Genomic DNA, 13656 nt, shown 5'->3' with positions numbered 1-13656 from the left:
GACCCTTACCATCTAAATTAACGCTCTCATCAACATAAACGACGTTATTTTGAAATTGTTGTGGAGAGGTGGTTTTTAATTATTTTCGTAACAGCCAGGTTCTGACGGAAATATTCTGGGCTGGTTATTAAGGTCTTTGTTTAGGAAAATACCAAAAGCAGGATCAGTACTTAAATCACGGCCTTTATTTATAATTGAACTATTGTTTTTGAGCATAAAATTATCTTTGAGTGGCTCGATAAAGTTGGGGTCGGTATTTAGGAGATTAGAATTGCCCTCATAGGTTTTTAGTATCGTTTTAATCACATTGTTGCTTACTTCGGCATCAATGCCCGCAGTGGTCTTTTTATCAATCAGCAGCTCTTCAGTTAAACTGCCCCAAATGATATTGTTCATGAGCAGGAGTTGTAAGTTTCTGGCGGGTAGCGCGTTACTTAGGTCAGAAAAATATAGTGCGGGAGTTCTGCGGGAGAATTTGGCATTATAGCCCGCAAATGTATTTTGTTTAAGATTGTACTTTCCGCCTGAAACACCATACAAAAGGTATTGCCCGGCATTGTAAAACAGGTTGTTAAATGCATTGAGATGTGCGTTGTAGCCTACAAAACCAGCGATGGTCATGTTCTTAACAATGCTATTGGTAAGCGATAGTCTGGGAGTTTGGGTTTTGGAAAGAGAATCGACAGTGAGTCCAATTATTGCATTTTTAACAACAGCATAGTGAAGTTTTGAATTTGAACTGCTACTGTAAAAGTGTAACCCATTCCATTGTCCTGGTTCATCTGCATAAATACGCTCCGTCCGGTCGCCCGAAAATAAAACAGGGCTTGCCGGGGTGCCATTTGCCAGTAATGTTCCTTTAATATGCATCCCTGAATTGCTGTGAAAAAGTACTTTGGTACCAGGTAGTATTGTTAGGGTTGCATTTGATGCAACAGTTACAGATTTGTAGACAATATAGGGGAGTAAGCTATTCCATGTGGTATTGGCTGTAATTGTCTGATTATTTATAAAAACTGCATTTTGTCCGTAGGCAACCAGTGCAACAGTTTGTTTGTTGCCATTTGTGTTAAATACAATAGAGTCTTGCGCAATAAAGGGTTTCGTCTGGCTATTTGCGTCAATGGTAGCCTTTACATAGATGCTGATGGAATCATTGCCGTCAATTTGAAGGTTTGATTTCTGACTAACAGGTTGTCCGTTTATGATGAGGCTAAAGTACGAGCCTGAGCCCCCACTGAGCTGGATCTGGCTGATGTTAACCGCCTTTTGGTTGGTGTTGTAAACTTTGAGCTGTTTATTGGTAGTTCCTGATGAGGTAAATACGGTATCGAACAGGACCGTGTCTGTAGAAAAAGAGAGTTTTGCTTTGGCATCTGTAGTAATTCCCTCGGATTTACGGCAGGCCGTAAATGCCAGAAAGAGCAGAAGAACAGCTAAATAAGACAAACGCATATCACAAACTTAAGATAAATTTATTCTGCAAAGGCAGGGGCTGCAATACTTAATTTTTTTATGCCGAATTTATGCAGTCCAGCAGATTTCTATGGTAACGGCAGTTGTAGTCACACCCGGCCAGCGAAATCCTGAAAATGCAAGCTTAGGGAGTTCCCCGCTAATTTAATTGCTTTTTGTGTTTTAGGGATCAAACAGGGGGATTAGCTTTGTTGTTTTACGGCAAGCTGCCCGCAGGCCGCGTCTATATCTTTACCGCGACTGCGTCTGATGTTAGTATTGATACCCTGGCTTTTCAGGTAGTTGGAGAATGCATCGATCTTATCACCTTCGGCATTGACGAAATCGGCAAACTGAATTGGGTTATATTCAATCAGGTTTACTTTGCATGGAACATGTTTACAAAACTTTGCGAGTTCCATGGCATCCTGAATTTCATCGTTGAAGTGATTGAATACGATATATTCGTAGGTAACGGGGTTTTTGGTTTTAGAGTAGTAGTATTTTAATGCTTCTTCAAGCGCCTTTAATGTGTTGTGCTCATTGATAGGCATAATTTCATTGCGCTTTTTATCATTAGCTGCATGTAACGATAAGGCAAGATTAAATTTAACACCATCATCGCCCAGCTTTTTTATCATTTTGGAAATACCTGCTGTAGAAACGGTAATCCGTTTGTATGACATATTTAAGCCATCGGGAGCTGTGATCCGCTCGATTGACTTTAATACGTTAGCGTAGTTCAGGAGCGGTTCGCCCATGCCCATATATACGATATTGGTTAACGGGGCATTGTAATTTTGCTTGGCCTGCTGATCTATGAGTACCACCTGATCATAAATTTCATCGGCATTAAGGTTGCGTTTGCGGTCCATGTAACCGGTTGCGCAGAATTTACAGGTTAAGCTGCAGCCAACCTGAGAGCTTACACAGGCTGTCATACGTTCATCCATAGGAATTAAAACCCCTTCTACAATGTTTCCATCGTAAAGTCTGAATGTGTTTTTAATGGTATGATCGTTACTGAATTGAGAGTTGTTGACTTCTACTACATTGATGGCATAATTTTCATCGAGCTTGTTTCTAAGGTCTTTAGAAAGGTTGCTCATTTCGGAAAATGTACGTGCTGATTTTTCCCAAAGCCATTGGTAAACCTGTTTAGCCCTGTAGGAAGGTTCTTTCATGGCTATGAAGTGCTGTTGCAGCTGTGCCAGATCTAATGAACGGATATCAGTTTTCTTTGTAGTAAGCATTATAAATGCAAAGTTACCTAAAAAATATTCTTTTCCTTATATATTGATGCATGATCCTGAATTCATTTCAGGATTATGAAGATCGCTTTATTGGAATAGTTAAATTAACGTTTAGGGCTTTTGGTTTTTGCTCCGGGAACTCCTGATCTGCCTTTTGTTGGCTTTACGGATCTTTTGCTTGGACCCCCGCTTTTGTTCCAGTCGTTGCCTGAAGCAGCTGCTTTAAAACCACCTGAAGATTTCGGAGCAGATTTGCCTTTGCCACCTGCTGGGCGATCGGTTCTGCTTACGTTACCAGAAGCAGCTTTGCCATGAGGCTTTTTAGGACCTGCGGGTTTGCCTGATGACCTTTTGGGTGTTACATTTTCAAACAGATCCTCTTCCGGTCTGGCTTTTGGTTTTTTATTTATTCTATTGGGGGCAGAGGCACTTTCTGATGAACTTGATTTTGCAACCAGGTTAAATATTACGGTTTGCTCTTCAGGAGTAAGTTCACGCCATTCACCAACAGGAATGCCTTTCAGGCTGATGTTCATGATCCGAACACGTTCCAGTTTCGTTACTTCGAAGCCAAAATATTCACACATACGTCTGATCTGGCGGTTTAAGCCCTGAATAAGTATAATTTTAAATACAAAGGGGCTTTCCTGGGTTACTTTACATTTTTTGGTCATTACACCTAATACCGGTACGCCTTTGGCCATTCCGGTTAAAAATGATTCGGTAATAGGTTTGTTTACAGTAACTATATATTCCTTTTCGTGATTATTGCCTGCCCTGAGTATTTTATTTACCAGGTCGCCATTATTGGTAAGGAAAATCAGCCCCTGAGAGTCTTTATCCAGACGTCCGATTGGGAATACCCTTTCACTATGGTTTACGTGGTCTACGATGTTGCCTTTTACGCCAGCCTCGGTTGTACTGGTAATGCCAACAGGTTTGTTGTAGGCAATAAGTACAGAGTTTTCGACCTCTTTAGGCTCAATGGTCTGTCCGTTAACCGTAACGATGTCTCCAAAGATGACCTTGTCTCCAACTTTAGCCCGCTTGCCGTTAATAAATACGTTGCCCTGTTCAATATATCTGTCGGCCGCTCTGCGAGAGCATAAGCCACTTTCACTAATGTATTTATTTAACCGGATGTTGGAATCAGACATGGATATTGGAGTTATAAATTGATTTCTTTTTTACAAAGGAATCAATTTATAACCAAATATGCTATCAAAATATTTTGAAGGGACTTATTTTAGAAAGAAAGTATGGTCATTCTTATCACAAAAAGTCCCCATTTTAAAATAGCGCAGATCATTTTAAAAGGCCATATCGTCAGCACTGGGGCCAAAACTTCCGGGAATTGGAATATCAAGAAGTCTTAAAAATACGCCTAATTGTGCCCTGTGATGAATAATTTGATTAATGCTCATACGAATCACATCTGCTTTGGGTTCAACACTGTAAATCTGTTGTCCGTTTCTCAAAGTCCAGTCTTTATCTAAAAGATTTTCGTTTTCTTCTTTAAGTTCAGATCTGCCATCGGCCAGTGAACTTTCGAAATAGGCCAGCAATTCTTCAGTAGTATTTACATCGGTTGGTTGATAAGGGTTATCAGCGAAGTCGAGTTCATCAGTTTTGATGGCCATAGTAATCCAGGTTGGAAGCTCAGCAATGTGAGTGGCCAATCGCTTAATGGTCATGCTTTTTGGATGTGGCTGCCACGAAAATTTATCGGTTGGCACTCTTTGCAACATTTTGCGTGTGGTTAATGCCTCTTGCTCCAGTTCCTTTAAATACATTTTAATTCTGCTCATAACTTTGTTTTTTTGTTTTGTAGTACAAAGAAAATGAGTGCAACTGACAACCCTATGGCAGTCTGTTTTTGAACAATAAAATTTATTTTAATAGTTTACCGGAAGGAGCTTCATATACTCGCTTAACTGCATGTGTCCGGTTTTTCGGAATGGAACTTCCAGACTTTTTACACCTTCAATTCGGGATACTTTAAAATCGCGATATTCATTGCGGAGGTGGCACCAGGCGATTAAATGCCAGCTAAAGGCATAAAATACAAGACCGATTGGTTCGAGTTCCCTTTTAGTAGTTAACGCGTTATTATTGGTGTAAGCTATTTCTATTATGCACTGTGATGATATTGCGTTTTGTAAGGCCGACAAGTATTCGAATTCATTTTTTATAGAATCCGGTAGCTGCAGGATCATATTGTTGTTAAGTAGCTCCAGTTTTTCTTTCTGATTGTTGCGTAATACCGCTTTGACTTTATTTAGTGCGGTGGTATAATGTTTAAGAATAGACTGATCGGTAAAGCCGGATACCAAACGTTCCATTATTAATAGTGCATTTGCCTCTTCGGAGTTAAAAGAAACAGGCGGAAGAAAATATCCCTGAACAATAAAGTAACCTTTTGGCTGCTCAAAACTAATTGGAATTCCCTGCTCGGTAAGGGCTTTTATGTCGCGGTAAACGGTACGAATGCTGATCTCAAATTGATCTGAAATCTTATCGGCCGTAACATATTTTTTTGTTTGAAGTAGGACAAGTATTCCAAAAAGTCTGTCTATCCGGTTCATTTATAGGGTTGTTAGATGTTTTTTAAGCTGATGTAAATTTGCTTTTTGCGTGTACTAATTTATAGATTTCTGCTCTTATTATCCGTTCTTTGTAATTATGGTTTCTTATATATCCGGGTCTTATGTATTTCCTGTAATTGGCCCCCCAATAAAAAATGGGGTTATAGGAGTTGAAATTGATGGTACAATACGTAGTGTTTTAACACCTGAAGAAGCAGAACATGCGAAAATAGGAGATATTACACCTTATGAGGGCTTATTGGTTCCGGGTTTTGTGAATACACATTGCCATCTGGAATTGTCGCACCTGAAAGGTCAGATTGAAACCCGAACCGGGCTATTGGGGTTTGTACAGGCCATAATGAAATTGAGAGCTTCGGATGAAGCAACGCTGGATCTGGCGATGTTAAGGGGCGACAGGGAAATGTTTGAAAATGGGATAGTTGCTGTTGGAGACATCTCCAACCAGGTTATTTCAAGAGGTACCAAGCTGGGAAGTCCTATTTATTATCATACCTTTCTGGAGGTTATGGGCTTTAATCCTTTAACTGCAAAAGAATCTATAAAACGTGCGCTTGAATTTAAAGAAAAGTTTGATCCGCTTAAAGTTTCTATTGTTCCACATGCACCATATTCCGTTTCGGCAGCGTTGTTTAAAGAGCTCCGTAGTAATGCTGAAGCAAGTGATGAGGTTCTAAGTATCCATAATCAGGAAACGGAAGATGAAAATCTCTTTTTTGAACGTAAAGAGGGTGCCTTTTTGGAACTGTATAAAGTTTTGGGGCTTGATATTGATTTTTATGAGGCCTCGGGTAAGACATCCTTACAAACTTTTTTACCGATGTTATCTGATAAGCAGAAAACGTTGATGGTTCATAATACTTTTACTACGAGAGCTGACGTTGAATTTGCAGAAGCTTATAATCCTAATTTATACTGGTGCCTTTGTCCGAATGCCAATCTTTATATAGAGAACAGGTTGCCGGATGTAGAGATGCTGAGGAATGCCGGAGTTAAAATAACCCTTGGTACGGATAGCCTTGCCAGTAATAACAGGCTGAGCATATTTGCAGAGATGCAAACTTTACAAATCAATTTTGGAATTGATTTTGACGATCTTTTAAAATGGGGGACACTTAACGGTGCAGAGTTTTTAGGTATTGAGGAGCGTTATGGTAGTTTGGAAGTGGGGAAAAGGCCGGGGATAAACTTGCTGGATTTTGAGGAGATAAGTGGGATGATTATGTTGGGATCGAGAGTAGAGCGATTGTTTTAAGTTTTATTTAGATAAATATCTTTTCTTTGTATCAGATGAAGAATAGAATTACATCTCTTTTTGGTATTCAGTATCCAATAATTCAGGCCGGTATGGTTTGGTGCAGCGGATGGAAACTAGCTTCAGCGGTATCTAATGCAGGCGGTCTGGGTGTTATTGGCGCCGGATCTATGTATCCTGAGGTTTTGCTGGAGCATATTCAAAAGTGTAAAAAAGCAACTTCAAAACCTTTCGCGGTAAATGTTCCACTGCTTTATCCGGGAGTAGAACATGTGTTGGATATTATAGTGGCAGAAGGGGTAAAGATTGTGTTTACCTCGGCAGGAAATCCGTCTAGCTGGACTGGGTTCTTAAAGGAAAAGGGAATTATTGTAGTTCATGTTATCGCCAATACAAAGTTTGCATTAAAAGCAGAGGCTTGTGGAGTGGATGCAATTGTAGCCGAAGGTTTTGAAGCAGGAGGACATAATGGAAGGGAAGAAACGACGACCATATGTTTAATACCTATGATTAAAGCGGCAGTTAAAATTCCGGTGATTGCTGCCGGAGGAATTGGAAGTGGCAGTGCAATGCTGGCTGCGTTTGCTTTGGGTGCTGAGGGTGTGCAGGTTGGGTCGGCATTTGCGGTAGCAGAAGAATCATCGGCGCATCCCAATTTTAAGCATAAGATTGTAGAATCTGTGGAGGGGGATACTAAACTGAGGATGAAAAAGCTGGTTCCGGTTCGTTTGTTAAAAAATGAGTTTGCAGATGCAATAGCCACAGCAGAGGCGGAAGGTGCCAATGCTGAGGAGCTGAAGCAATTACTGGGGCGGGCACGCGCAAAATTGGGTATGTTTGAAGGGAATATGGCTGAGGGAGAGTTGGAAATAGGACAGGTATCGGCCATGTTGCGTGATATTAAGCCGGCGGCTGTAATTCTGAAAGAGATGTGGGAGGGGTTTTTGTTAGCAAGAACTCGTATTTTGAATAGTTAGACATCCCTATATTTGTTGGGTAAAGCGTAAATTTTAAATGAAAAAAGTACATAATAATATCAGAATAACTGGTAAGGTGCAGGGGGTTAGCTTCAGAGAAACGACCAAATATTTTGCAGATCAGGCGGGAGTTAAAGGTTTTGTGAGGAATGAAGCGGATGGTTCTGTATATATAGAGGCTGAAGCTGAGCAATGGGAGCTGGATTCGTTTGTGGAATGGTGTAATGAGGGGCCGGACAGGGCTAAGGTTGAAGGTTGTGAGGTGGTAGTGAGTGATGAACTGAAATACTTCAGGGATTTTGTGATCTTAAAGAAATAGGATGTCGGCAATCAGAAGATTTCTGGGACAAGCAGCTATTTACGGCGTAACAACCGTGGTTTCCAGGATGTTTAATTTTATCCTTACTCCGTTATTTACCGGAGTATTTCAGCCCGGAATCTATTCCATTTTTACAAAGATGTATGCTTCTGCATCCTTGATCAATGCAATATTAGCTTTTGGGATGGAGAGTACCTTTTTCAGGTACCTGAATAAGCATGAGAATAAGAAACAGGAGGTTTATAATAATTCTTTTTTCTGTATCGCTTTATTGTCGCTGCTGTTTTTGATTACCGGGTTGGTTTTTACAAGACCAATAGCCGTGCACTTTTCAGGTGGGCCAGAGGAGGTTGCCGATTATATTAAATACGTACATTACTTTATTTGGCTGCTGTTTATTGATGCCATCTGTGTAATTCCCTTTGCGAAATTGCGTGCAGATGAAAAGCCAATGCGTTTTAGTTTGATCAAGTTTTTGAATATTGGAAGTTTTATTGGCTTTAACCTGATCTTCCTGTTTGTTGTTCCGGCAATAATTAACACAGGAGGAGCTGCTGGTGAATGGTTTGCATCATGGTATCGTGAAGGATGGATCGGTTATGTGTTCATTGCTAATCTTATTGCAAGTGTGCTTACCTTATTGTTGCTGATTCCTGAACTGCTTAAACTTCAGTTTAAGTTTGATAAGGCCTTGTTTGGGAAGATGGTTTCTTATTCCTGGCCTGTTCTGGTAGCAAACCTTTCGTTTGTAATCAATGAGAACCTGGATAAGATGATTCTTGAGCCATTGGGTGTTTCTGCTTATAACCTTGGGGTGTATGGTGCAGTATGTAAGATTGCTGTGTTTTTAAGTCTTTTTATTACAGCATTCAGACTGGGAGCAGAGCCTTTCTTTTTTAGCCATGCCAAGAATACCAATGCAAAACAAACTTATGCAACAATCCTGAACTATTTTGTGGTAGCACTTGCGGTGATTTTTGTTGGACTGGTGGCCAATATTGAGATTCTTAAACATTTTATAGATAAGGATTATTGGGTTGGCCTGGGAGCTGTTCCGATTTTATTATTTGGCTATGTTTGCCTGGGCATCTATAGTAATTTATCGATCTGGTACCGTTTGTCTGATCAAACTAAATATGGACTGTATATTTCAGTAGTTGGGGCGATTATAACAATTGTACTTAATATAGCATTGGTGCCCAGCTTTGGTTTTATGGGCTCTGCATGGGTATCATTGCTTGCCTATTTTATCATGATGGTAATTTCGTACATTTTTGGGCAGCGGAACTACCCGATTCCATATGATTTGAAAAGGATTGTGGCTTATTTGCTGATATCACTGGTTCTTGTGGTACTTTCCTTTTGGGTATTTAACAGGAATATTTATATTGGTAATGCATTGCTACTTGTGTTCCTTGGAGGGGTTATTTATTTTGAGAAGGATCAGTTGAAATCTATTTTATTAAAAAAATGAACATAAATATTATAAACAATTCCGGACATCCACTACCTCAATATGAAACTGAACATGCTGCGGGTATGGACTTACGCGCTTTTATAGAAACTGAAATTACGATTAAACCTTTGCAGCGTGTTTTGATTCCAACAGGTTTACATATTGAAATTCCGGTTGGTTATGAAGCTCAGATTCGCCCACGTAGTGGCCTGGCTTATAAACACGGAATCAGTATTGTAAATGCACCGGGGACAATTGATGCAGATTATCGTGGGGAACTGAAAGTTTTATTGGTTAATCTGTCGGACACAGATTTTGTGGTGAATGATGGTGACAGGATTGCTCAGATGGTGATTGCTAAGCATGAAACGGTAAGCTGGAAACCTGTTGGTGAATTGGGTGATACCACACGTGGAGCCGGTGGTTACGGACATACAGGTAAATAATAGATGATGAAAGGTAAGTGGTTTTTAATGTTAATGCTTTCTTGCAGCACGGCAGTGTTTGCCCAGGAACCTGTGGTTTCTGCATTAGATAGCATGGCTGTAAAAACACTTTTCTTTGCCGGTTTAAAAGAAAAGCTGAATGAGAATTATCCTAAGGCAGCTGAGAATTTTGACCGACTGCTAAAGATCGATCCTGACAATTCTGCTGCTTATTTTGAAATTGCTACGCTGAATTACAGGCAGAATAAACTGATGGAGTCGGAAATGGCCATAAAAAAGGCTACTTCGCTGAATCCTAATAATGTATGGTACTGGAAATTACTTGCAGAGCTTTATAAGCGAAAAGGGGACATGGATAACCTGGTAGGCGTTTTTGATAAGCTCATTGCACTTTCTCCGGATGAGGACTCGTATTATTTCGATAGATCAAATGCTTTGCTTTTAGCAGGGAAAGAGGAAGAAGCTTTGAAGGGATATGATTTGCTGGAAAAGAAATTTGGGCCTTCTGATGCATTAACGGAAGCAAGGCAGCGCGTGAGTATGTCAAAGGATGATGTTTTTGATAAGAATGCGGTTGAGAAGATTTTAGCTGAAGATGTAAAAGATGTTAAGCGTTTATTGTATACAAGCGGACTATTAATTCAAAAAAATCAGAATGCTGAAGCGCTCGCCGTACTTAAAAAGGCAAGTGAATTGGAACCTGATAATTTTGAAGTGGACCTGGCTATGGCCGATGTTTATGGTGCGCTAAAAAATAATGCAGACGCACAGCTATCCCTAAAAAAAGCTTTTGAGAGCCCAATGATGCCTATTGACCAGAAGGTTAAAATAGTAGTGATGCTTTTAGGGGGTAAGAAAAATCAGCTGAGGATGAATGATGCTGCTGAACTGGCAATGGTTGCTGTTAAAGCTCATCCGGATGATCCTAAAGTTTTTGCACTGTATGGTGATGTACTTTATCAGCAGGGGAATTTGCAGGGTGCATTAACGCAGTTCCAATCGGCTTTAAAAATAACCGACCAATTATATGCGGTATGGGAACAGGTACTGAACATACAGACTTCGCTCGGTTTATATAAGGATGCCATTAAAACTGCCGATGATGCTTTGACTGTTTATCCAAACCAAGCAATTTTATATTATTATATGGCCGTGGCGCTTCAAAATGATAATCAAAATGCCCAGGCTTTAACAAATATTAAAGCAGCATTACAATTAGATGCTGAAAATCCGTTATATATAGAGTACTACGGTGATGTTTTGTTTCTGAAGGGAGATAAAGAGCTGGCATTAGCCCAATGGAAAAAGGCTAAAAGTGCCGGTAGTGATTCGGAGAAGTTAAATAAGAAAATTAATGAGAAGAAATATATTCAATAGCTTGCTATTTTTGGCTCTTGTTTCGGTAATAATGGCCTGTAAGACTAAAAAAGCCATTGTTAAACCGCCATCAGTTGTGGAAACCAAGGAAGATACCAGGAAATCGGAAACCATAAAGCTGCTTAGGGATAAGGATATTTCTTTTAGTACGCTTTCATTAAAAGCAAAGGCAGGGCTTGATATTAATGGGAACACCAATAATGTGAACATGAATATCAGGATGGAGAAAGATAAAAAGATCTGGGTAAGCATTACAGCACTTGGTATTGAAGTGGCGAGGGCATTAATTACCCCTGACAGCATTAAAGTAAGAAACAATTTACAAGGGGTATATTTAAAGAAGCCTTTTAATTACGTACATACCTATACCAATAAACAGGTTGATTTTGCGTTGTTACAGGCCATCTTCTCGGGGAATACTGTTGGGGATTTCTTTAGAGATGAAACTTTGATAGCGCAGGAAAATGGTGTTTGGACGCTTAGTGGGGTTAATGAAGGGCTTGCCTATAGAGTGATTTTTAACACCCTGTTAAAGGTGAATGAGCACAATTTGAATGATATTGCATCGGGCAGGGCATTGCGGGTTCTGTATGGAGAATATCAGAATATTAACGGTTATCTTTTTCCGACTAATCTGAAAATTAACTCGATGGCCGGAGATAAAAGAATTAATATCAATTTGGACTTTTCGAAAATTGAGCGCAATGTAGAACTTGAATTTCCGTTTAATGTTCCAAATAAGTATGAGGTAATAAACTGATTTTTTATACTTTTGATGTAATGAAGCTAAACAAAGTACTTTTACTCCTCTTATTTTTATTGTCTGCCTCTGTTGTTTTTGGACAAAGTAGCGCAGAGTTGAAAAGAAAAAAAGAAGCAATACAGCGCGAAATTGATTTGTTGCAGAAAAATGCCAATAAAGCTGCAAAGAACAAAAAGCTTACTTTGAGTCAGATCAATGCATTAAATGCCAAAATTAGGTTAATGCAAAGTAAGATATCTGTGATTAACTCGGAGATGAAGAATCTTGATAATCAGATTCATGAAAATACCAATGTCGTTCATAATTTAAAAGGTCAGCTGGGTCAGCTTAAAAAAGAATATGCCAGTATGATCAGGTTTGCACAACGGAACAGAAACTCATATGATAAGATGATGTTCATTTTTGCAGCAAAAGATTTTAATCAGGCATATAAACGGATTAAATATTTACAGCAATTTGGTCAGTACCGTAAAAAACAAGCCGACTATATTCAGGGTAAGCAGAAGGACCTTAATTACAAGATTGTAATTTTAGATAAAAGCCTAAAGGAAAAGAGCAACCTTTTGCATGAACAGGAGCAGGAGAAAAGCAAGTTGGGTAAGAATAAGAGTGAACAGTCTCAGGTGCTGAACAAGTTTAGTAAGGAAGAGAAGCAATACAGACAGGATATTGCAACGCGGAAGAAAATTGCAGCACAGCTTGATAGAAATATCCGTGCTGCAATTGCAAGAGAGATTGAGAAAGCCAGAAGAGAAGCTGAAGAAGAACGTTTAGCGGCTGAAAGAGCAGCTGCAGCGAAAGCAAAAGCTGAAAATAAGCCGGCACCTGCTACAGCGGCACCAAAAGCAAAAACAAGCAGTGGGTATTTGACTGCAACGCCTGAGGCAGCAAGATTGTCATCGCAATTTGAGAGTAACAGAGGCTCGTTACCATGGCCTGTTGCGACTGGTTCTATTATTGAGCGATTTGGCAGACATATGGAGGGGCAGGCATCGTATACCAATGATGGTGTAAATATTGAAACTTCTGAAGGAGCTGCTGTACGTGCGGTATTTAACGGTAAGGTTACTACCGTTATGGAGCAATACGGAAGGTATTTTGTGCTGATAAAACATGGTGAATATTTTACGGTTTACCAGAACTTAAAATCTGTGAACGTGTCTAAAGACCAGGAAGTAACTACTAAGCAAACGATAGGTACTGTTGGTAATACGGAGGGTACGCCTCAGCTACAATTTCAGATCAGAAGAGGGATGTCGGCACAGAATCCTGAAGCATGGATAGCAAAATAGGATATTGTGGATTATAAATGCTTATATTTGTATTAATTAATTATAAATCAGTAAGAAAATGTATAGAGGGACGTTAATAGAATTCCTGAACATGGGTGGCGGCGAGATTATGCTTATCCTGGCGGTGGTACTTTTGTTATTTGGGGGTAAAAAATTACCTGAATTGGCAAGAGGTTTAGGGAAAGGAATCAGAGATTTTAAGGATGCTTCTGAGGGGGTGAAAAGAGAGATCCATCGCAACATAAATTCCGTAGGTATTGTTGATGATATTGAGTCGGTGATTAATGACACCAATGTTAATCGTCATCATCCTTCTGAATCAACCCCGGAGCAACATGCTCAGGATGCAGAGGAAACTAAAGAGCCGGTAGATTTTGAAAAGCAGGATCTTGTTGCGGCAAATGACAATACAGAGAACACAAAAATAGAAACAGATAAAACTAAACTTTAACTAAAA

General features: G+C 39.7%; 14 protein-coding genes. 9 read left to right on the top strand and 5 right to left on the bottom strand.

Annotated features, from left to right (window positions below):
* Positions 1 to 75: 75 nt before the first annotated feature.
* The 5 genes from CPT03_RS16365 to CPT03_RS16345 form a co-directional block, all read right to left on the bottom strand.
* Entirely contained in the window at positions 76 to 1455 is a 1380-nt protein-coding gene (locus CPT03_RS16365) for a hypothetical protein (RefSeq protein WP_099439833.1), read from the bottom strand.
* A 203-nt stretch (positions 1456 to 1658) separates the two neighbouring features.
* Entirely contained in the window at positions 1659 to 2708 is a 1050-nt protein-coding gene (rlmN, locus tag CPT03_RS16360) for a 23S rRNA (adenine(2503)-C(2))-methyltransferase RlmN (protein ID WP_099439832.1), read from the bottom strand.
* A 104-nt stretch (positions 2709 to 2812) separates the two neighbouring features.
* Positions 2813 to 3865 (bottom strand): 23S rRNA pseudouridine(2604) synthase RluF, encoded by a 1053-nt coding sequence (gene rluF, locus CPT03_RS16355; RefSeq protein ID WP_099439831.1) that lies wholly within the window; start codon positions 3863 to 3865, stop codon positions 2813 to 2815.
* A gap of 153 nt (positions 3866 to 4018) precedes the next feature.
* On the bottom strand, positions 4019 to 4516 hold the full coding sequence (locus CPT03_RS16350; protein ID WP_099439830.1) for a DinB family protein: 498 nt from the start codon (positions 4514 to 4516) through the stop codon (positions 4019 to 4021).
* Positions 4517 to 4603: 87 nt separating this feature from the next.
* A complete protein-coding gene (locus CPT03_RS16345; protein ID WP_099439829.1) occupies positions 4604 to 5293 on the bottom strand; it encodes a helix-turn-helix transcriptional regulator in 690 nt (229 codons plus the stop codon).
* Between the two features lie 97 nt (positions 5294 to 5390).
* Here CPT03_RS16345 and CPT03_RS16340 point away from each other — a divergent pair, with 97 nt between their 5' ends.
* From CPT03_RS16340 to CPT03_RS16300, 9 genes are read left to right on the top strand one after another with little or no spacing between them, the layout of a single operon-like run.
* Positions 5391 to 6569, top strand: coding sequence for an amidohydrolase family protein (locus tag CPT03_RS16340; RefSeq protein ID WP_099439828.1), 1179 nt, complete (start codon positions 5391 to 5393; stop codon positions 6567 to 6569).
* 35 nt (positions 6570 to 6604) lie between these two features.
* Positions 6605 to 7546, top strand: a complete 942-nt coding sequence (locus CPT03_RS16335; RefSeq protein ID WP_099439827.1) for an NAD(P)H-dependent flavin oxidoreductase — start codon at positions 6605 to 6607, stop codon at positions 7544 to 7546.
* Between the two features lie 37 nt (positions 7547 to 7583).
* Positions 7584 to 7865, top strand: coding sequence for an acylphosphatase (locus CPT03_RS16330; protein ID WP_099439826.1), 282 nt, complete (start codon positions 7584 to 7586; stop codon positions 7863 to 7865).
* Position 7866: 1 nt separating this feature from the next.
* The gene (locus tag CPT03_RS16325) at positions 7867 to 9339 is read left to right on the top strand and encodes a lipopolysaccharide biosynthesis protein (protein ID WP_099439825.1); all 1473 of its coding nucleotides are present in this window, start codon (positions 7867 to 7869) and stop codon (positions 9337 to 9339) included.
* Positions 9336 to 9767 (top strand): dUTP diphosphatase, encoded by a 432-nt coding sequence (gene dut, locus CPT03_RS16320; protein WP_099439824.1) that lies wholly within the window; start codon positions 9336 to 9338, stop codon positions 9765 to 9767. The genes CPT03_RS16325 and dut overlap by 4 nt, the downstream gene beginning before the upstream one ends.
* A 3-nt stretch (positions 9768 to 9770) precedes the next feature.
* Positions 9771 to 11144 (top strand): tetratricopeptide repeat protein, encoded by a 1374-nt coding sequence (locus CPT03_RS16315; RefSeq protein ID WP_099439823.1) that lies wholly within the window; start codon positions 9771 to 9773, stop codon positions 11142 to 11144.
* Complete coding sequence (locus CPT03_RS16310) at positions 11122 to 11904, top strand: DUF4292 domain-containing protein (RefSeq protein WP_099439822.1); 783 nt, start codon at positions 11122 to 11124, stop codon at positions 11902 to 11904. The genes CPT03_RS16315 and CPT03_RS16310 overlap by 23 nt, the downstream gene beginning before the upstream one ends.
* A gap of 20 nt (positions 11905 to 11924) precedes the next feature.
* The gene (locus CPT03_RS16305) at positions 11925 to 13199 is read left to right on the top strand and encodes a murein hydrolase activator EnvC family protein (RefSeq protein WP_099439821.1); all 1275 of its coding nucleotides are present in this window, start codon (positions 11925 to 11927) and stop codon (positions 13197 to 13199) included.
* Between the two features lie 58 nt (positions 13200 to 13257).
* A complete protein-coding gene (locus tag CPT03_RS16300; protein WP_099439820.1) occupies positions 13258 to 13650 on the top strand; it encodes a twin-arginine translocase TatA/TatE family subunit in 393 nt (130 codons plus the stop codon).
* Positions 13651 to 13656: the final 6 nt, after the last annotated feature.

The sequence above is a fragment of the Pedobacter ginsengisoli genome, assembly GCF_002736205.1.
Classification (GTDB): domain Bacteria; phylum Bacteroidota; class Bacteroidia; order Sphingobacteriales; family Sphingobacteriaceae; genus Pedobacter; species Pedobacter ginsengisoli_A.
Note: the sequence above shows the minus strand (reverse complement) of the source record. Positions and strands in the feature narration are given on the sequence as shown.